Genomic DNA, 16,987 nt, shown 5'->3' with positions numbered 1-16,987 from the left:
TGTGTGTTGCTGCTTGAGTTATTGCATTAGGTTTACTGCATGAACGGACCCCAGGACGGCTCGCGTACGCTGCCCCCCTGAAGCGACAAGACTTGCCGCGTACGACCGTCGGTCGACACGGCTGCCAACACGCCACGCCCGTTCACCTGGGTGGCGTAGAGGATGTACTGACCATTCGCCGCGAAGCTGGGCGATTCGTCATGCGTGGTGTCGGTCAGGCCTGTTGCTGTACCGGACGCAAGGTCCAGCAGATACAGCTTGAAGCCGCCGCCAACGCGCGAAATGTACGCGACTTGCTTGCCGTCCGGGCTCACACGCGGGCTGGTGTTGTAGCTGCCCGTGAATGTGACGCGCTGTGCCGTGCCGGCGCTTTCGCCGTTCGCCGACATCTTGTAAATCTGGGGCGCGCCGCCTCGGTCGCTCGTGAAATAAATCGAATTGCCATCGGGAGAGTAAGCCGGCTCGGTGTCGATCGAGCTGCCCGTCGTCAGGCGGCGCAAACCGCTGCCGTCTGCGTTCACCTGGAAAATCTGCGTGTTGCCGGTGGTGGAAAGGGCGACCGCGAGCCTGCGGCCGTCCGGCGACCACGCCGGTGCACTGTTATTGCCCTTCTGATTCGATACGATCACGCGTTTGCCCGTCGGCAAATCGTGGATATAGACCACGGGCTTTTTCTTTTCGAAAGAAACATACGCCACCTTGGTGCCGTCAGGCGACCAGGCCGGCGAGATGATCGGCTCGGGGCTGGAGAGCGCAATGCGCGCGTCCTGGCCGTCGGAGTCGGAAATCTGCAATTGGTAACGCCCGCCGGTCTTGATCACGTAGGAAAGCCGTGTCGCAAACACGCCGCGCCCGCCGAGCAACTTTGCATAAATGTAGTCGGCAACCTTGTGCGCGCTCATGCGCAGGCCGCTTTCCGGGCTGACGAGCGAGAGGCCGCCGAGACTTTCCTGCTTGACCGTGTCATACAGGCGGAAGCGCACTTCGAACTGGCCGTTCGGCAGCTTCGTCACGCTGCCCGACACGAAAGCATCCGCGCCCTTGGCCTTCCAGCTGCCGAGATCGACAGAATCCGTTTCCGATACCGGCGTGCCGCCCGCGTCGACATTCGTGAACTTCCCGCTGCGCTGCAAATCCTGACGGATGATCGCGCTGACCTGCTGCGGCGAATTCGCTTCGTTAGCGAAAGTTGCGGTGGCGATAGGAAACTGAGTCGAACCTACGCCAGTCACGAGCACGTTCAGCTGCGCCTGTGCAGCGGAGGTTCCCGCCGCGATCAGGCAGGAGGCTACAAGCGTTTTCAGGCCAAGCTTCGTCATCAAACTCATGTATCTGATTCCAAAAAAGCAGTATTTAAACTATTGACGGCTGCACAACAGACCGCCAATCGCACAATTCGTTCCCAATCTTCACACGATGGGTCCGAACGTCCCAAAAATGTTTCACCGCGCCATCAAATCCCATCAGCCGCCCGCCGGGCGCAGGGTGATCGTGAATGCGGAAGGCGCTTGCCCGTTGGTATCGACGGGCATCGGGTCCGAGCGCTGGACCGCGCGCAACGCGGCTTCGTCCCATTGCTCGTTGCCGCTCGAACGTCGAATAGTCGCCGATAACAACGTTCCGGTCGGCGAACAACGCACCGCGACCACGGTTTCCAGTCCCGCCGTTTCTCCAGCCCACACGATATTCGGGCGCACTCGACGCTGCACCTTCTCGGCATATCCCGCCGATGTCGCCGTTCCGCCCGCGCCACTGCCCGTACCACTCTTGGCCAGGCCGTCGCCGCTCGAATTCGTGCCGCCACCCGCCTGACCTTGCAATGCGGCGAGCCGCGCGCTGCGTTCCTTGTCGAGCTTGGCCTTGGCTTGCGCGTCGGCCTGGGCCTTGGCTTTGGCCTTCGCCTCAGCTTGAGCCTTTTCGGCTTGGGCCTTGGCATCAGCTTGCGCCTTCGCTTTTGCGTCAGCTTGTTCCTTCTGCTGGTCGGCCTTCTCAGCCTCAGCCTGCTTTTCCTTGGCCTGCTGCGCCGCTTTCTGCTGATCGAGCTTCTGCTGGGCGAGCTGCTTCTGCTTATCGGCCTGTTTCTGCTTATCCTGAGCGGCTTTTGACGCCGCAGCAGCTTGCTGCGCCGCTTGTTGTGCCGCGAGCTGCTGGCGCTTGGCCTCGGCTTCCTGCTCGGCCTGTTGCTGGGCGCGCTGTTGCTCGGCGAGCTGCGCGGCGCGCGCCGCTGCTTCCTGCTTGCGCTTTTTTTCCTGCAACGCGATGTCAGCCTCTTCGTCCTTCGCCGGTGGCGGCGCGGGCTGTACCCTCACCGGAGGCGCGGGCGGCGGGGCGATGCGCGGCGTAGGCGCCGACAAATCCGGAATATCCGTCCACAGTTCGGCTTCCGCGCCGGCCGGCGTGTTGTTCTGCCAGTTCACGCCGTGATACAGCAGGATGCCGAGCAGCACGTGCATCAACGCGGCGAGCGCGAACGCCTTCCATGTGCCGCGCTCACGCGGCGGACGGATGGGGCGCGCGCTGGTCCGCGCGCCAGGGTTCCCGCTGGGCTGCCGATTCATCATTGCGATTTGACTAACAATCCGACTCGTTTGACGCCGCGCGCTTTCATGTCGGACATCACGTTCATTACGACTTCGTACTTCACGGTTTTGTCGGCGGCGATCACGACCGGCTGATCCGGATGCGATTCCTGCCGGTTCAGCACGAAGTCATTGAGTTCCGACTTCGACATGTTCTGCTGTTGCGCCGCGCCGCCGTCTTCCTTGTAGCGCACGTTCATGCTGCCGTCGGCCTTGATATTGACCACGACCGGCGGTGTTTGCTCTTGCGGCGCGGCGTTGCCGACCGTCGGCAGGTTGATGATGGACGGCGAGACGAGCGGGGCGGTCACCATGAAAATGACGAGCAACACGAGCATCACGTCGATGTACGGCACGACGTTGATGTCGGACATGGCGCGCCTTGAACTGCCGCGCATGCTGGAACGCATTGGACCTCCGGCCATTCTGAACTCCTTAGTGAGCCTGGCGCTGCAAGATGTTCGAGAACTCTTCGATAAACGTTTCGAAGCGGATCGCGAGGCGGTCGATATCGTGTGCGTAGCGGTTGTAGGCGACCACGGCAGGAATTGCGGCGAACAGGCCAATTGCCGTTGCCACGAGCGCTTCGGCTATACCCGGCGCGACGTTGGCAAGTGTTGCTTGTTGTACGTTGGCGAGGCCGCGGAAAGAGTTCATGATCCCCCAGACCGTGCCGAACAAACCAATATACGGGCTGACTGAGCCGACCGATGCGAGAAACGCGAGATTGACCTCCAGCCCGTCCATTTCACGCTGGAACGCGGCGCGCATGGCGCGGCGGGAACCGTCGAGAATGGCGGCCGGATCGTTCATGCGGCGTTCTTTGCCCTTCAGGAATTCGCGCATGCCGGACTCGAAGATCCGTTCCAGTGCGCCGATGGTGTGACGGTTGTTCGCCGCGCTTTGATACAGCGCCTGCAGGTCGCCGCCCGACCAGAAATCGCGTTCGAAGCGCTCGGTCTGAGCGCGGGCGCGCCGGATGGCGAACCATTTACGAATGATGTACGTCCACGACAACAACGACAGTATCAGCAACAGCGCCATGACGGCCTGAGCCAACAGGCTGGCATGAATGACGAGAGAAACGATCGACAGGTCTTGTGTAGTGTTCATAAAAGTCCGCTGTTACGTCCCAAAGGGGCGTCCGAGTTGGTTCCGGTCAGGAAAATCGTTAGCGCCGGAGTGCGCTCGGTGCTGCTGTGCTTGCGTGCGAAAAATCCCGCAGGCTCTATTCAGTTCAGGTCTGGATGGAGTCAAAGATGCTTTGTCTACATAGGATTTTTCTGAACAAGGTTATTTAAACGATATTGGTGTCGGCACGGTTGACGCGCATCCTGCACGTGGACCGCCGCGCAGTCCAGCCAGCACCGACGCGGGAATTCCCACGGGGCGAATGGATTCGAGACTGACCGACGCGACCCGGATCTCACCGGCCGCCAGCAACACGCCGTCGCGCCACGCTTCCTGGTGAAAATCCACCGATGCCCGTCCAATACGCTCGATCCTGCTCACCACATGAAGAACATCGTCGAGCCGCGCGGGCGCCGAATATTCCACCGCCGTTCGCTTGACGACGAACAATACGCCATCTGACTCGGACAGCTTGCGTTGATCGATACCGCACGCGCGCAGCCACTCGGTGCGCGCCCGTTCGAAGAACTTCAGGTAGTTCGCGTAGAAGACGATGCCGCCGGCGTCGGTGTCTTCGTAGTAGACCCGCAGCGGCCAGTCGAAAGTCAAAGGGCCGGTCGCCGGTTGATGCTCGCTGGTTGACATATTCATCCACGCATTTTACCGGAAGCTGTAAACCCGCCGCCGAAACGCGCTGTAATTTGCTGTTTCCAGGCAACAACTTACGATTGGTTTCATCGAAGTCGTTGCCGGGCAGCGGCGCTCATTCAGCCGCGATGAATACTCAACCCGCCGAACGATTGCGCGACCGGCATCATTTCGATGGCATTGATGTTCACGTGAGCCGGCAACGTGGCGATCCAGTAGATGGCGTCGGCGATATCCTCGGCCGTCAGCGGCTGCACATCTTTATAGACATTCGCCGCCTTCGCGTCGTCGCCCTTGAAGCGCACGTTCGAGAATTCGGTCCCGCCACACAATCCTGGCTCGATATCCGTCACGCGCAACGCCGTTCCGGCCAAGTCGGCGCGCATGTTCAGGCTGAACTGACGCACGAACGCCTTGGTTGCGCCATATACGTTGCCGCCGGCGTACGGGTAGGTAGCCGCAACCGAACTCAGGTTGAACACGTGACCCCGATTGCGCTCGACCATGCCGGGCAACAAGGCATGCGTGACTGTGACTAGACCTTTACAGTTCGTATCGATCATGTTGTTCCAGTCATCGAGGCTCGCGCGCTGTGCCGGCTCCAGGCCGAGCGCCAGTCCGGCGTTGTTCACGAGCACATCGATATCGGCGAATTCAGCCGGCAGGCCGGCCGTGACGGACTTGATGGCAGCTTCGTCGCGGACATCGAGTTCGACGGGCAAAAGTGCTTCACCGAGTTCCTTCGACAATTCCAGAAGCCGGTCTTTGCGGCGCGCCGTGGCAATGACGCGATGGCCGCCTTTTACAAACGTACGGGCGATGGCGGCGCCGAAGCCGGCGGAAGCGCCAGTGACAAATACGATCATGTGCGGATTCCCGTTGTCAGGTTGCGTTCAGGTTGCGGAAAGGTCAGGTCGCGCCGCGCCCGAGCGCGCGCGGGAAAGCCGGACAGCGTACTTCCATTGATGCGGCGCGGCAAGTTGTCAGCTGTCATTTCCTTTTTCCTCATCAAACCTGTTCGCGGCGCTCGCCGCAGGCAAATTTGGTGCCCGACCACCTGCGAATGACGGTTTCGCCAACGGGCGACCTGATAGAACCGAGCAATTTCAAGTGTTTAGCAGCTGTTGCCTAATCTCGGACGCCCCATTAAACTAGGGCGCTCCAGCCCTGCGTAACTGGCGACAAGGATCTTCGGGTCCAAGGTGGATTAACCCACCGGGAAGCGCAGGGTGCCGTTTTGCCGTTCGCCTGGGCAGCTGAGATCCGCACGCATGTGTTGCGTTGCTGGTGGCTGTCCGTCTCGCGTAAACGGAGCGTCTCTCTTCCGCCTCGCCTGGACCCATCGTGCTTCGCGCTCTCGCGGCGCAGACATTTTGCGCACGCGCGATCCGGTCAACTGACACCCATTCAACGGAAAACGTATGTTTGATAGAGCTAAAAGCACCATCGCCCAAGTCGATCCGGAATTGTTTGCAGCGATCGAGAAGGAAAATACCCGTCAGGAAGATCACATCGAGCTGATCGCGTCGGAAAACTACACGAGCCCGGCAGTCATGGCCGCGCAAGGCTCGCAACTGACGAACAAGTACGCCGAAGGCTATCCGGGAAAGCGTTACTACGGCGGCTGCGAGTACGTAGACGTGGTCGAGCAACTGGCAATTGATCGCGTAAAGCAACTTTTTGGCGCCGAAGCAGCAAACGTGCAGCCGAATTCCGGTTCGCAGGCCAATCAGGGCGTGTTCTTCGCCATGCTGAAACCTGGCGACACCATCATGGGCATGAGCCTGGCCGAAGGTGGTCACCTGACGCACGGTTCGCCCGTGAACATGTCGGGCAAATGGTTCAACGTGGTCAGCTATGGCCTGAACGAAGCTGAAGACATCGACTACGACAAGACCGAAGAGCTCGCCCGCGAACACAAGCCGAAGCTGATCGTGGCAGGCGCTTCGGCTTTCGCGCTGAAGATCGATTTCGAGCGCTTGTCGAAGATTGCGAAGAGCGTTGGCGCCTATTTCATGGTCGACATGGCGCACTACGCCGGTCTGATCGCGGCCGGCGTTTATCCGAACCCGGTGCCTTTCGCCGATTTCGTCACGACCACGACGCACAAGAGCCTGCGTGGCCCGCGCGGCGGCGTGATCTTGATGAAAGCCGAATACGAGAAGCAGATCAACTCGGCTATCTTCCCAGGCATTCAAGGCGGTCCGCTGATGCACGTGATTGCCGGCAAGGCAGTCGCGTTCAAGGAAGCGCTGTCGCCGGAATTCAAGACGTATCAGCAACAGGTGGTCGACAACGCCCGTGTCCTGGCCGAAACGCTGGTCGAACGCGGATTGCGGATCGTCTCGGGACGCACCGAAAGCCACGTGATGCTGGTCGATCTGCGCGCGAAGCACATCACCGGCAAGGCAGCGGAAGCTGCGCTCGGCAAGGCGCATATCACGGTCAACAAGAACGCCATTCCGAACGATCCGGAAAAGCCGTTCGTGACCAGCGGCGTGCGTCTTGGCTCGCCTGCCATGACCACGCGCGGTTTCGGCGTGGCAGAGGCCGAGCAGGTCGGAAACCTGATTGCCGACGTGCTGGATGCGCCGGAAGACGAAGCGAACCTCGAGCGCGTGCGCGCGAAGGTCGCTGCGTTGACCAAGCAATTCCCGGTGTACGGCTAAGCCATGCGCTGCCCTTTCTGCCGTCACGAAGACACGCAAGTGGCCGATTCGCGTGTCTCGGAAGATGGGGCGGCGATTCGCCGGCGGCGGCGTTGCCCCGCCTGCGACAAGCGTTTCACCACGTATGAACGCGTGGAGCTCGCGTTGCCGTCCGTGGTTAAAAAGGACGGCAGCCGTACCGAGTTCGATCGCGCGAAAATTGTGGCGAGTATGCAACTGGCACTGCGCAAGCGCCCGGTTGCGGCTGACGCCATCGACGCCGCCGTTGCGCGCATCGAATACCAGTTGCTGGGCAGCGGCGAACGCGAAGTTCGCAGCGACCGTCTGGGCGAGCTTGTCATGAACGAGCTGCGCCAGCTGGACACCATTGCCTACGTGCGTTTTGCTTCGGTCTACAAGCGTTTTGAAGACGTGTCCGAATTCGAAGACGTGCTGGAAGAATTTCGCCGCGCCGCGCCGCGCAAAGCCAGTCCCCGCAAACGCTGAGCGTTTCTGCATTTCCCTTCCCCTCGCATTGAACCCGTAATCGTTTCGACAGTATGTCGAGGCTTTTGCACGTCCGATACTCAGCCGATCGGCTAATGGCGGACGCGGAAAATTCTCTTTAGATTGATTGCTTGCCCGGTTCAATCAATGAGGGATGCAGATGAATTTCCGATGTTCACCCGGCTTTACGCTGGTCGAGCTTGCCGTCGTGCTTGCGGTGATTGCGATCGTCGCGACGTTTTCCGCGCCGTCGTTTGTCGCGTGGCACAAGCGCGATCAGGTCGATGCGAGAGCGCGCGCCATGTTGTCCACGCTCACGCTCGCGCGCTCCGAAGCAATCCGGCGTGGCGCGCGCATTACCTTGTGCCGCGTCGACGCCGCACGCGCGTGTCTTCTGTCCGGGAAAGCATGCGAGGCGGCCTGACTGACTGGGCATGCGGCTGGGCGTTGTTCGCTGATCGCGATGGTGGGCGGACGATGATGCGCATGCAACCGGCTTTGGCCGGCGTCGCCGTGGGCGGAACGGGGAGCGAGCTTTCGTTCACGCCGCCGTCGGGGCAGATCATCGGCGGGTTTCGCAGCTTCGACTTCAGTGCCCGAGATGGCGCTTTGGCGTCGCTTGGTGCGCGTGGACGCCGGTGTATCAGGATTGCCACTGGCGGACGCGCGCGTCTCACGCAGGGCGCATGCGGGGCAGCTGCATGAACTCATCAAAGCGAGGGTTTGATCGAGGTGATTCGCTGATCGAAGTGTTGATCGCACTGGCGCTTTCCGCGGTAACGGCGCTTGGCATTATCGACGCGCAGATGTGGCTTGCTCGCAACGAGCGGTCAATGGTGATGCGTGAGATGGCGGTATCGATTGCGGATTCTGTTGTGGAAGGAATTCGCCGCGATGCCGACCGCGATTCGATCGTGGCGCAATGGCGCTTGCGGGCTGCAGCGGCGTTGCCGGAAGGTGGCATCGATGTGCTGGATCGCGGCAACGGCGTGCATATCGCGGTGGTCAAGTGGCGCTCGCCGGCATCCGGTAACGGCGATGAACTTTCGTGCGCCGAACCCGGTGTCGGTGCAAAGCTGGCCTGCGTAACCGTGGCGTTCGCACGATGACGATTCCCAGGAAAACGCAGCGCGGCCATACGCTGCTCGAACTCGCGATATCAGCGGCGCTCGGGATGTTGATCGTTATCGCGACCATTTCGCTGTATCGCGGACAGCGGCTGGCCTACGATCGCGCAACTGAAAGCGCCCGCCTGCGGGAGGCGGCAAGCAATGCGCTCGATCTGATCGCACAACAGGTTCAAATGGCCCGCTTCATGCCAGCGGGGCTGGATGCATCGGACGCGTCTACGGCGTTGTTCGGGTGCTCTTCGGGTCGTCCTGTTGGAAGCGACGCGGCGCCGACGTGCGAGACACTGAGCAGCCGTTCGGACGGCATCCTGATCCGCTACGGCGCAGATACGATTTCGACATGGCCTTCGTCGTCGGGCTCGCCAACGGATTGCCTCGGACAGATATCGGCGGGTGAGCGGATCACGAATCGCTACTACGCCAAAGCCAGTTCTTCGACCGTCGAGCCGGAGCTCTATTGCGAGGGCAGCGGCAAGCCGGGGACGGGGCAACCGATGGTCGAGGGCATCGAGCGGCTGAGGATTGGCTATTGGCTTCAAGGTGCGCCGCTTTCCGTGGATGCCGCCGCGATCTCAAAAGACCGATGGCCGTTCGTCACGGCGGTGGACGTCTGCGTGCTCGCGCGCGGCGACACGCCAAGCGCGACGGCGCGCCCGCGTTATGTGGATTGCGATGGTGTTTCGGCTGTATCTGCCGATGGCCGCGTCCGGCAGGCGTTTCGCAGACGGGTCGCGTTGCGCAATGGACCGGAGCAGCCATGAAGATGCGAACCGGCCAACGCCGGCACTCGAGCGGCATCGCGCTGCCCATTGTCTTACTGATTTCGTCGATGCTGCTCGTCACCGCCGCCGCGTGGTTCGAAGCCGCGTTGGTTGGCGCGCGGGCAACCGGCAATTCGGAGGATCGTGTGCAGGCTTTTCACAGCGCCGACAGCGCGTTGCTGCGCTGCGCCCGGATTGCGCTCGACTCCTTGCCTGAGCCGCGCGACATCACCAGTCCGCTTGGCAGCGAGCCGGAGAAATGGCGGCTGAAGGCGTCGTTCGAAGGGGCTTCGGCGAATGCGATAACGCCTTTTTCGACGTGGCCGCACGCAGCGAAGCCGCCGCAATGCCTGATCGAACCATGGCCAGCCTCAACGGAAAACAGTGGTGGAGCATTCCTGATCACCGCGCGTGGATTCGGCCGGCGCGTGGGAGAGGTGTGGTTGCAACAACAACTTGAGATCGCCGAAAGCGGCGCGGTCGGGCACTGGCGGCGCGTGGTCGCAAAACCTTTTCAGACGAACTCGCCATGAGCACAGCAACATCCACATTCAAGGGCTTCAGCCTGCTTGAACTCATGATCACGCTCGGCGTGGCGGCGGTCATCGCCATGTTTGCGATGCCGGTTTATCAGCAGCAGGTGGCGAAGGGGAGTCGGCTGGACGCGGTTGCTGCGCTTTATCGCGCTGCGCACTACGTGGAAAGCACGCGAACCGTTTCAGGTAGCGATACCGCGCAGAAATTGCCGGCTGGTTTCGATCAGTCGCCGGCAAGCGGCACGCCAATCTATGTATTGCGGATATTGGGCGAATCAGAGATGAACGGCGGTTATTCGATTGAAGCCGAGCCCGTCTCGGCGACCAACGACGCCTGCGGCACTTTTTCTCTCGATGCCACCGGCGCGAAGTCAAACCGTGCCGCCGAAAAACTCACGCCGCCCAAGGTGGCGGCGTGCTGGAGCGGCAAATGACGCCAGCTCTAAAAATACATGCGGATATATCAAGCGTCGGGGTCGACGACCGTATCCGCCGGTGTGTTGGCCGGGGTGGACTTCATCTGTTGCCACACCCGGTAAGCCTCCCAGCCGACCAATCCCAGTCCGCCCCATTTGAGCAAAGGCTTCGCGCTTGCGAGAAGCCGGGTGCGTACCGGTTTTGCGAGCACCAGCGAAGCCAGCGAACCGACCACGGGATATTGCTTCAACAACAGGCTCAGGTTGCCGGCATTGAACAGACCGCCAAGTCCACCACCGCCCGCGCCGCCCGTCATGCGGCTCATGAACCCGCCGACGCCCGATGTGCGCCCACGCTTGCCGCGTCCGGGCATGATCAGGTTCAGTACGCTGAAGTGCTTGACCTTGTAGCGCAGGTCGGCGCTTGCCTGCGCCAGTTCCATGCGCTCGACGTCAGCCCGCGCGATCAGCAGTTCCTTGCGCAATGCGCGCATGTGGGGCGTGCTCAACTTGTGCGCGTTTGCTCGCTTTTGAGCTTTGAAAGTGTCGTCGGTTTGACTCATGGCGTGGCTGGCTCGTGGAAAGTCATCGATAAATACAGTACCCAACATGCAGCGCAGCTACGTGCGCACTGCGTGTCAGTTAAACGTGTCGCGGTCCTTCTTGAATTCGGCAAGGGTGCTTTCAAACACGTTCGGCGCATTGCTCAGTCCGGCGCGTGCGCGAAGCGCACAGGCGACTGCTACCAGGATGTACACGGCGGTAATTGCCGCCAGCGATTGCCATCGGTAAGTGTCCCAGAATGCGATTGCGATCAGTACCGTCAGCGTGATGAGCGCCATCATGGTCAGCATCATCGCAGCGAGGCCGAGGAAAAGGACGCCGAGCAGCCGTTCCTTTTCTTCCGAGAGTTCTATGCCGATCAGCTCCAGCCGGGTCTCGAAGATAGAGAAAACGGAGCTGACGATGCGGCGCAACGGCCCTTGCGTATCGTGCTGAAATTGCCTTTCTGTCGTCATGGCTTGAGCGCGAAGAGCGCGTTATTTTGGCGCAAAAATGTCCGGGCGGATTCAACAAGCATCCATCCGGTCTGTCGAGCAAAGCACTGGCGAACCGGCGCTGCTCTTGGCTTGTCAGGCAATGTTCGGGCCGGGTCCGCTCGCGAGAGCAGCCAGAGGCCGATAACGCGGCGAACCGGCGAACTTGACGGTGGGATTAACGGCGATTGATCAAGAGGCCGATGACAACGCCAATGCCCCCGGCAATTCCAATGGACGCCCACGGACGTTCGTGCACGAAGTCGTCGGTGGCGCGCGCGGCCTTCTTGCCTTTTTCGATCACCACGACCTGTGCATCCGCGGCCTTTTCCTTCGCTTGCTTCAAGCGGGTCAGAGCGGTCTCGCGCAACTCGGATGCACGCTCGCCAGTGGCACTCGCGGCCTGCTTCAACAGGTCTTCGGCGTCTGCGAGAACGGTTTTGATATCCGACATGAATCGCTCCTTATTGATTTCTGACATTGATGGCTCCAAACGGGTGAGGCTACGCCAATCGTACCAAAGAAGCGGTGGGTGACCAGCGTCCATCCGGCCCCGAAACTCAAGGCTTGCAGTTTTTGTTCCCGATGCACAAATCCGCTCAACGTGGACGCTCCACGCGCCGGCTCCAGTGTCTTGCGCGAAGATAGGGTTCGCAATGCACGAAAATTCAGCGGCGTTGCCGCCTGCGTTGCGCCCGCCATGTCCCGAAAAATTACAAAAGTGCATGACGATCTGACGGAATGTTCGTTCGTTGTGCAGGTCTAGTCACGTATGCTTTAATTTTGGTCGGGCCGCCTTTTCTGTTTTCACGAATGGCATAGGCTAATGGCAGTGTTCGCCGCGAGATGAAACTCGCGGTTTCTAACTTCAGGAGATACAACATGAGCTTGCGTCTTGGCGATACAGCGCCCGACTTCGAGCAGGACTCCAGCGTCGGCCGCATCAAGTTTCACGAATGGCTGGGCAATGGCTGGGGCGTCCTGTTCTCGCATCCGGCTGACTTCACGCCGGTTTGCACCACGGAACTCGGCCTGACAGCGAAGCTGGCTGGCGAGTTCGAGAAACGCAACGTGAAGGCGATCGCGTTGTCGGTGGATAACGTGGAATCGCACAAGGAATGGATCAAGGACATCAACGAAACGCAGGCGGCCAACGTTGGTTTCCCGATCCTCGCCGACGGCGACCGCAAAGTCTCCGAGCTGTACGACATGATTCACCCGAATGCGAACGCCACGCTGACGGTGCGGTCGCTTTTTGTCATCGATCCGCAGAAGAAGGTGCGTTTGACGATCACGTACCCGGCGAGCACGGGACGCAATTTCGATGAAATCCTGCGCGTGATCGATTCACTGCAACTGACCGACAGTCATCAGGTCGCAACGCCGGGCAATTGGAAGCAGGGCGACGACGTGGTGATTGTGCCGTCGCTGAAGGACGAAGAGGAAATCAAGCGCAAGTTTCCGAAGGGGTACAAGGCCGTGCGCCCGTATCTGCGCCTGACGCCGCAACCGAATAAATAAACCCGTCGCTTAAAAGCAAAAGCCAACGCCTTAAAAGCGTTGGCTTTTTTACTGGGCCTTCCCCAATCGCCGGTTCAGAAAAACGCCTGAATCCCGGTTTGCGCGCGACCAAGAATCAGCGCATGGATGTCGTGCGTACCTTCGTAGGTATTCACCACTTCGAGATTCACCAGATGGCGGGCAACGCCAAATTCGTCCGAAATTCCGTTTCCACCCAGCATGTCACGCGCAAGACGCGCAATGTCCAGCGCCTTGCCGCACGAATTACGCTTCATGATCGACGTGATCTCGACCGCCGCCGTGCCTTCGTCCTTCATGCGGCCAAGGCGCAGCACGCCTTGGAGGCCGAGCGTGATTTCGGTTTGCATATCGGCGAGTTTCTTCTGGACGAGCTGGTTCGCGGCGAGCGGACGCCCGAACTGCTTGCGATCCAGCGTGTATTGCCGCGCCATGTGCCAGCAGGCCTCGGCTGCGCCGAGTGCGCCCCAAGCGATGCCGTAGCGCGCCGAATTCAGACAGGTGAACGGTCCCTTGAGCCCGCTAACATTGGGCATCAGGTTTTCTTCCGGCACGAACACTTCATCCATCACGATTTCGCCCGTAATCGATGCCCGCAAGCCAACCTTGCCGTGAATCGCCGGCGCGGTGAGGCCTTTCCAGCCTTTCTCCAGGATGAAACCGCGAATCAGGTCGCGCCCGTCTTCTTCGAGCTTCGCCCAGACCACGAAGACATCGGCGATCGGCGAATTCGATATCCACATCTTCTGGCCGGAAAGCGAGAACCCGCCATCGACCTTTTTGGCGCGCGTGGTCATGCTGGCCGGGTCGGAACCCGCGTTCGGCTCGGTGAGGCCGAAACAGCCAATCCATTCGCCCGTCGCCAGTTTCGGCAGGTACTTCTCTTTTTGCGCGTCGGTGCCGAATTCGTTGATCGGCACCATGACGAGCGATGACTGCACCGACATCATCGACCGATAACCCGAATCCACGCGCTCCACTTCGCGTGCGATCAGGCCGTAGCTGACGTAGTTCAGGCCAGGTCCGCCGTATTGCTCGGGAATGGTCGGGCCGAGCAGGCCGAGTTCACCCATTTCACGGAAGATCGCGACGTCGGTGCGTTCATTGCGGAAAGCTTCAAGCACACGCGGCTGCAGTTTGTCCTGCGCGTAAGCGTGCGCGGCGTCGCGAATCATGCGTTCTTCGTCGCTCAACTGCTGATCGAGCAGCAACGGATCTTCCCAGTTGAAACGGGCGGCATCGGCCATGGTGTTCTCCTGTTCTCTTTCCCAATTTTTCGGACTTGACTGATGTTCCGCTAAGCGGAACAATGTTTTGCAAATTAATGACCGAGTCTAGCATTCGATGCCTTCGAGTTCCATCGGGATAACCAATTCACCGGGTTCATCGGAAGGAATCGATGAACGCCGCTTTGTCGTCGCGCTGGCCCGCGGGCTGGAGTTGCTTCGGGCGTTCCGTCCCGGAGAAACCTTGTTGGGAAATCGCGATTTCGTCGAACGGACCGGTCTTCCTAAAGCCACCGTCAACCGTCTTGCCTACACGCTGACCACGCTCGGCTACCTGCGTTTCGATGAACCCGCCGGCAAATACGCGCTCGACACCGGCGTGCTGTCGCTCGGCTTTGCGCTGCTCGCCGGTGCGGACGCACTCGAACTCGCGCGGCCGCACATGCGCGTCCTGGCGCGGGAGATCGGCGCGGCTGTGTCGCTGGGATGCCGCGACGGCCTCGACATGATCTACCTGGAAACCATCCGCAGCGAGACGGCGCTGACGCTCGGCCTCGCGCCGGGATCACGTCTTTCCATGCTGACCAGTTCCATGGGCCGCGCCTATCTGGCCGTGCAGGAACCGGACCTGCAGGCCGCGTTGCTGGATGAACTTGGCGCGGCGGCGCAGGCAAATGGCGAAGACGGTGAGCGATTGGTGAAAGCGGCGCGAGACGCCATCGCCGATTACGCGCGTGATGGCTGTTGCTACTCGTTTCGCGACTGGCACGCCGATGTGAACGCGATCGCCGCGCCCGTTCGCGATCTCCGCAACGGCCGCTGGCTGGTGCTGAGCAGCAGCGGGCCGGCGTCGTCTATGGATGAGGCTTATTTTCGAGATATTGTCGGGCCGAAGCTCCGCGCACTGGCCGCGCGGCTCGCATAAAGGTCCGAACCATCGAAACGTGATTTAGAAAAAACCTCCCAAAACGGTCGCTCTTAGAACATAATTCGATGAAACAGCCGCAGGGAGACTAAAAAATGACAGGGTTCTCGCTGGATGCAACCGATTGCCGTATCTTGTCTGTGCTGCAGGAAGATGGACGGATCAGCAACCTGGATCTGGCCGAACGGATCTCACTTTCGCCGTCTGCGTGCCTGCGCCGCATGCGGTTGCTTGAAGAAGAAGGCGTGATCGCGAGCTATCGCGCGTGTCTGGACCGGGAACGACTTGGCGTTGAGCTCGAGGCGTTCGTGCACGTGTCCATGCGCAACGATCAGGAAAACTGGCACGAGAAGTTCGCGGCTGCTGTGCGCGAATGGCCGGAAGTGGTGGGTGCGTTCGTGGTGACCGGCGACACGCACTACGTGCTGCGCGTACTCGCTCACAACCTCAAGCATTACTCAGACTTTATTCTGAGCAAGCTCTACAAGGCGCCGGGTGTTATCGATATTCGTTCGAACATCGTGCTTCAAACCATGAAGGACGAAGCAGGCGTTCCGGTTGCGTTGATCGACCGGACGGGCTGAGGTCGGCCGCCACTTTTACAACGACCCAAGTTTATGGAACTGCCCCGCCTGGAAAACCAGCGGGGCTATTTCTGCTGCGTTCTCGTGCACGCCGCATCGTTCGACCTGACCCACGAAAATCACGTGATCGCCCTCCTGGTAGCGGCTGCGGTTATGGCATTCGAACCACGCGAGCGCACCGTCGAGCACAGGCATTCCCGTGTCGCCAGCCGCGTGCGAAACACCCGCAAAACGATCGCCCTTGACCGTCGCAAAGCGCTTGCACAGATCCACTTGCGTGGCGGCGAGCACATTGACCACGTAGTGACTGTTCGCCTGAAACACGGGCATGGATGCCGATTTCGTCGCGAGGCTCCACAGTACGAGCGGCGGATCGAGCGATACAGAATTGAACGAGCTCGCCGTGATGCCGATCAGCTGACCGGACTCGGCGCGCGTCGTGATGACGGTGACGCCGGTGGCGAACTGGCTCAGGGCATCACGGAAAGCGGTTGCATCGAAATTCGGCGGATTGGCGCGTTTCATCAGGGCGGTTCGTTTCGATGTCATCGGAAGATTGCAATTGTTGCGATTCTAGCGGAATCGACTACGGTGCTAATAATGAAGCCGCCGTCGTATAAGCCTCACCGGCAACACGGATACACGAAAACCAGTAAGCTGGAAGGGTTGATTCAAAGGGGTTCCGCATGCATCTTGGTCACAGCGGAACACGAACCAGGAGCCAGCATGACGCAACATGACGAGCAGGCGAAGCGCGAAACCGCCACCATCGGCGGTGGGTGTTTTTGGTGTACCGAAGCGGTGTTTTTGGGCGTGGAAGGGGTGTTGTCGGTGGAGTCGGGTTACGCCGGCGGTCAGGTGAAAGACCCGTCGTACGAACAGGTCTGCGACGGCACGACCGGGCATGCCGAAGTCATCAAGGTCGACTTCGATCCTGCCGTGATCGGCTACAAGGAAGTGCTGGAGATTTTCTTTGCCACACACGATCCGACCCAGCTGAACCGTCAGGGCAACGACGTTGGCACGCAATACCGGTCGAGCATTTTCACGCACTCCGACGAACAACGGAAAATCGCGCTGGACGTGATCGAGGAGTTGCAGAAGGGCGGCATCTTCGACGGCAAGATCGTCACCGAAGTCACGCCGTTGAACGGCAACTATTATCCGGCCGAGGATTACCATCAGAACTACTTCGAGCAGCATCCGAATCAAGGATATTGTGCGTTCGTGGTTGCGCCGAAAGTGGCGAAATTCAGGCAGAAATTTGCCAGCAGGCTCAAGCGCTGATCGCGGCCGGTGCAAAGTAAAACGAGGCGGGCT

At 60.2% G+C, this 16,987-nt stretch carries 22 protein-coding genes, 1 pseudogene and 1 riboswitch; of the genes and pseudogenes, 11 read left to right on the top strand and 12 right to left on the bottom strand.

All coding sequences use genetic code 11. The features are described from left to right. Positions 1-32 precede the first annotated feature (32 nt). The 7 genes from tolB to HB633_RS30965 all read right to left on the bottom strand — a co-directional run bounded on the left by tolB (position 33) and on the right by HB633_RS30965 (position 5,352). The gene (gene tolB, locus HB633_RS19910; RefSeq protein WP_213779902.1) at positions 33-1,328 is read right to left on the bottom strand and encodes a Tol-Pal system beta propeller repeat protein TolB; all 1,296 of its coding nucleotides are present in this window, start codon (positions 1,326-1,328) and stop codon (positions 33-35) included. A gap of 135 nt (positions 1,329-1,463) precedes the next feature. Next, positions 1,464-2,558, bottom strand: coding sequence for a cell envelope integrity protein TolA (gene tolA, locus HB633_RS19905; RefSeq protein WP_213780019.1), 1,095 nt, complete (start codon positions 2,556-2,558; stop codon positions 1,464-1,466). Next, positions 2,558-3,004: a protein TolR gene (tolR, locus tag HB633_RS19900; RefSeq protein WP_056354979.1), complete on the bottom strand. Its 447-nt coding sequence runs from the start codon at positions 3,002-3,004 to the stop codon at positions 2,558-2,560. The genes tolA and tolR overlap by 1 nt, the downstream gene beginning before the upstream one ends. A gap of 10 nt (positions 3,005-3,014) precedes the next feature. Further along, positions 3,015-3,692 (bottom strand): protein TolQ, encoded by a 678-nt coding sequence (gene tolQ, locus HB633_RS19895; RefSeq protein WP_056354982.1) that lies wholly within the window; start codon positions 3,690-3,692, stop codon positions 3,015-3,017. Between the two features lie 180 nt (positions 3,693-3,872). Continuing rightward, positions 3,873-4,355, bottom strand: coding sequence for a tol-pal system-associated acyl-CoA thioesterase (ybgC, locus tag HB633_RS19890; RefSeq protein WP_255581023.1), 483 nt, complete (start codon positions 4,353-4,355; stop codon positions 3,873-3,875). Between the two features lie 122 nt (positions 4,356-4,477). Continuing rightward, positions 4,478-5,224, bottom strand: a complete 747-nt coding sequence (ydfG, locus tag HB633_RS19885) for a bifunctional NADP-dependent 3-hydroxy acid dehydrogenase/3-hydroxypropionate dehydrogenase YdfG (protein WP_213779900.1) — start codon at positions 5,222-5,224, stop codon at positions 4,478-4,480. After that, positions 5,221-5,352, bottom strand: a complete 132-nt coding sequence (locus HB633_RS30965; protein ID WP_255581022.1) for a hypothetical protein — start codon at positions 5,350-5,352, stop codon at positions 5,221-5,223. The genes ydfG and HB633_RS30965 overlap by 4 nt, the downstream gene beginning before the upstream one ends. A 167-nt stretch (positions 5,353-5,519) precedes the next feature. Then, positions 5,520-5,619, top strand: a riboswitch (ZMP/ZTP riboswitch). A 160-nt stretch (positions 5,620-5,779) separates the two neighbouring features. Here HB633_RS30965 and glyA point away from each other — a divergent pair. From glyA to HB633_RS19850, 7 genes and pseudogenes are all read left to right on the top strand, one after another. Next, on the top strand, positions 5,780-7,027 hold the full coding sequence (gene glyA / locus HB633_RS19880; protein WP_213779899.1) for a serine hydroxymethyltransferase: 1,248 nt from the start codon (positions 5,780-5,782) through the stop codon (positions 7,025-7,027). A gap of 3 nt (positions 7,028-7,030) precedes the next feature. Continuing rightward, complete coding sequence (gene nrdR / locus HB633_RS19875; RefSeq protein ID WP_213779898.1) at positions 7,031-7,513, top strand: transcriptional regulator NrdR; 483 nt, start codon at positions 7,031-7,033, stop codon at positions 7,511-7,513. 154 nt (positions 7,514-7,667) lie between these two features. After that, positions 7,668-8,218: pseudogene (locus tag HB633_RS19870) on the top strand (GspH/FimT family pseudopilin). Next, positions 8,215-8,622: a prepilin-type N-terminal cleavage/methylation domain-containing protein gene (locus HB633_RS19865; protein WP_213779897.1), complete on the top strand. Its 408-nt coding sequence runs from the start codon at positions 8,215-8,217 to the stop codon at positions 8,620-8,622. Before HB633_RS19870 ends, HB633_RS19865 begins: the two are co-directional and overlap by 4 nt. After that, a complete protein-coding gene (locus tag HB633_RS19860; RefSeq protein ID WP_218626806.1) occupies positions 8,619-9,404 on the top strand; it encodes a PilW family protein in 786 nt (261 codons plus the stop codon). The genes HB633_RS19865 and HB633_RS19860 overlap by 4 nt, the downstream gene beginning before the upstream one ends. Next, a complete protein-coding gene (locus HB633_RS19855; RefSeq protein WP_213779896.1) occupies positions 9,401-9,937 on the top strand; it encodes a hypothetical protein in 537 nt (178 codons plus the stop codon). Before HB633_RS19860 ends, HB633_RS19855 begins: the two co-directional genes overlap by 4 nt. Continuing rightward, positions 9,934-10,374 (top strand): type IV pilin protein, encoded by a 441-nt coding sequence (locus HB633_RS19850; RefSeq protein WP_213779895.1) that lies wholly within the window; start codon positions 9,934-9,936, stop codon positions 10,372-10,374. The genes HB633_RS19855 and HB633_RS19850 overlap by 4 nt, the downstream gene beginning before the upstream one ends. 29 nt (positions 10,375-10,403) lie before the next feature. On the opposite strand, the gene HB633_RS19845 is transcribed toward HB633_RS19850, so the two are convergent. The 3 genes from HB633_RS19845 to HB633_RS19835 form a co-directional block, all read right to left on the bottom strand. Continuing rightward, positions 10,404-10,919, bottom strand: coding sequence for a DUF3318 domain-containing protein (locus HB633_RS19845; RefSeq protein WP_213779894.1), 516 nt, complete (start codon positions 10,917-10,919; stop codon positions 10,404-10,406). Positions 10,920-10,994: 75 nt separating this feature from the next. After that, positions 10,995-11,375: a phage holin family protein gene (locus HB633_RS19840; protein WP_213779893.1), complete on the bottom strand. Its 381-nt coding sequence runs from the start codon at positions 11,373-11,375 to the stop codon at positions 10,995-10,997. A gap of 196 nt (positions 11,376-11,571) precedes the next feature. Continuing rightward, the gene (locus HB633_RS19835) at positions 11,572-11,874 is read right to left on the bottom strand and encodes a DUF883 family protein (RefSeq protein ID WP_056355014.1); all 303 of its coding nucleotides are present in this window, start codon (positions 11,872-11,874) and stop codon (positions 11,572-11,574) included. A 401-nt stretch (positions 11,875-12,275) separates the two neighbouring features. Between HB633_RS19835 and HB633_RS19830 the strand changes: the two genes are divergently transcribed. Next, positions 12,276-12,914: a peroxiredoxin gene (locus tag HB633_RS19830; RefSeq protein ID WP_213779892.1), complete on the top strand. Its 639-nt coding sequence runs from the start codon at positions 12,276-12,278 to the stop codon at positions 12,912-12,914. Positions 12,915-12,988: 74 nt separating this feature from the next. Here HB633_RS19830 and HB633_RS19825 read toward each other — a convergent pair whose 3' ends face one another. Next, a complete protein-coding gene (locus tag HB633_RS19825) occupies positions 12,989-14,179 on the bottom strand; it encodes an acyl-CoA dehydrogenase (protein ID WP_213779891.1) in 1,191 nt (396 codons plus the stop codon). Positions 14,180-14,276: 97 nt separating this feature from the next. Here HB633_RS19825 and HB633_RS19820 point away from each other — a divergent pair, with 97 nt between their 5' ends. Together HB633_RS19820 and HB633_RS19815 are read left to right on the top strand one after the other, a co-directional pair. Beyond that, entirely contained in the window at positions 14,277-15,083 is an 807-nt protein-coding gene (locus HB633_RS19820; RefSeq protein ID WP_213779890.1) for an IclR family transcriptional regulator, read from the top strand. A gap of 95 nt (positions 15,084-15,178) precedes the next feature. Next, entirely contained in the window at positions 15,179-15,667 is a 489-nt protein-coding gene (locus HB633_RS19815; protein ID WP_047845177.1) for an Lrp/AsnC family transcriptional regulator, read from the top strand. A gap of 15 nt (positions 15,668-15,682) precedes the next feature. Here the strand turns inward: HB633_RS19815 and HB633_RS19810 are convergent, their stop codons facing one another. Continuing rightward, positions 15,683-16,192, bottom strand: a complete 510-nt coding sequence (locus HB633_RS19810; RefSeq protein ID WP_213779889.1) for a flavin reductase family protein — start codon at positions 16,190-16,192, stop codon at positions 15,683-15,685. Positions 16,193-16,393: 201 nt separating this feature from the next. Between HB633_RS19810 and msrA the strand changes: the two genes are divergently transcribed. Next, positions 16,394-16,954 (top strand): peptide-methionine (S)-S-oxide reductase MsrA, encoded by a 561-nt coding sequence (gene msrA / locus HB633_RS19805; RefSeq protein WP_213779888.1) that lies wholly within the window; start codon positions 16,394-16,396, stop codon positions 16,952-16,954. The last annotated feature ends 33 nt before the right edge of the window (positions 16,955-16,987 follow it).

This window comes from Caballeronia sp. dw_276 (genome assembly GCF_018449635.1).
Taxonomy (GTDB): Bacteria; Pseudomonadota; Gammaproteobacteria; order Burkholderiales; family Burkholderiaceae; genus Caballeronia.
Note: the sequence above shows the minus strand (reverse complement) of the source record. Positions and strands in the feature narration are given on the sequence as shown.

What these genes read in the sequence shown, in the direction of transcription:
- tolB (WP_213779902.1), bottom strand. Translation starts at nt 1,328, where the DNA reads ATGAGTTTGATGACGAAGCTTGGCCTGAAAACGCTTGTAGCCTCCTGC.
- tolA (WP_213780019.1), bottom strand. Translation starts at nt 2,558, where the DNA reads ATGAATCGGCAGCCCAGCGGGAACCCTGGCGCGCGGACCAGCGCGCGC.
- tolR (WP_056354979.1), bottom strand. Translation starts at nt 3,004, where the DNA reads ATGGCCGGAGGTCCAATGCGTTCCAGCATGCGCGGCAGTTCAAGGCGC.
- tolQ (WP_056354982.1), bottom strand. Translation starts at nt 3,692, where the DNA reads ATGAACACTACACAAGACCTGTCGATCGTTTCTCTCGTCATTCATGCC.
- ybgC (WP_255581023.1), bottom strand. Translation starts at nt 4,355, where the DNA reads ATGTCAACCAGCGAGCATCAACCGGCGACCGGCCCTTTGACTTTCGAC.
- ydfG (WP_213779900.1), bottom strand. Translation starts at nt 5,224, where the DNA reads ATGATCGTATTTGTCACTGGCGCTTCCGCCGGCTTCGGCGCCGCCATC.
- HB633_RS30965 (WP_255581022.1), bottom strand. Translation starts at nt 5,352, where the DNA reads ATGACAGCTGACAACTTGCCGCGCCGCATCAATGGAAGTACGCTGTCC.
- glyA (WP_213779899.1), top strand. Translation starts at nt 5,780, where the DNA reads ATGTTTGATAGAGCTAAAAGCACCATCGCCCAAGTCGATCCGGAATTG.
- nrdR (WP_213779898.1), top strand. Translation starts at nt 7,031, where the DNA reads ATGCGCTGCCCTTTCTGCCGTCACGAAGACACGCAAGTGGCCGATTCG.
- HB633_RS19865 (WP_213779897.1), top strand. Translation starts at nt 8,215, where the DNA reads ATGAACTCATCAAAGCGAGGGTTTGATCGAGGTGATTCGCTGATCGAA.
- HB633_RS19860 (WP_218626806.1), top strand. Translation starts at nt 8,619, where the DNA reads ATGACGATTCCCAGGAAAACGCAGCGCGGCCATACGCTGCTCGAACTC.
- HB633_RS19855 (WP_213779896.1), top strand. Translation starts at nt 9,401, where the DNA reads ATGAAGATGCGAACCGGCCAACGCCGGCACTCGAGCGGCATCGCGCTG.
- HB633_RS19850 (WP_213779895.1), top strand. Translation starts at nt 9,934, where the DNA reads ATGAGCACAGCAACATCCACATTCAAGGGCTTCAGCCTGCTTGAACTC.
- HB633_RS19845 (WP_213779894.1), bottom strand. Translation starts at nt 10,919, where the DNA reads ATGAGTCAAACCGACGACACTTTCAAAGCTCAAAAGCGAGCAAACGCG.
- HB633_RS19840 (WP_213779893.1), bottom strand. Translation starts at nt 11,375, where the DNA reads ATGACGACAGAAAGGCAATTTCAGCACGATACGCAAGGGCCGTTGCGC.
- HB633_RS19835 (WP_056355014.1), bottom strand. Translation starts at nt 11,874, where the DNA reads ATGTCAGAAATCAATAAGGAGCGATTCATGTCGGATATCAAAACCGTT.
- HB633_RS19830 (WP_213779892.1), top strand. Translation starts at nt 12,276, where the DNA reads ATGAGCTTGCGTCTTGGCGATACAGCGCCCGACTTCGAGCAGGACTCC.
- HB633_RS19825 (WP_213779891.1), bottom strand. Translation starts at nt 14,179, where the DNA reads ATGGCCGATGCCGCCCGTTTCAACTGGGAAGATCCGTTGCTGCTCGAT.
- HB633_RS19820 (WP_213779890.1), top strand. Translation starts at nt 14,277, where the DNA reads ATGCCTTCGAGTTCCATCGGGATAACCAATTCACCGGGTTCATCGGAA.
- HB633_RS19815 (WP_047845177.1), top strand. Translation starts at nt 15,179, where the DNA reads ATGACAGGGTTCTCGCTGGATGCAACCGATTGCCGTATCTTGTCTGTG.
- HB633_RS19810 (WP_213779889.1), bottom strand. Translation starts at nt 16,192, where the DNA reads ATGAAACGCGCCAATCCGCCGAATTTCGATGCAACCGCTTTCCGTGAT.
- msrA (WP_213779888.1), top strand. Translation starts at nt 16,394, where the DNA reads ATGACGCAACATGACGAGCAGGCGAAGCGCGAAACCGCCACCATCGGC.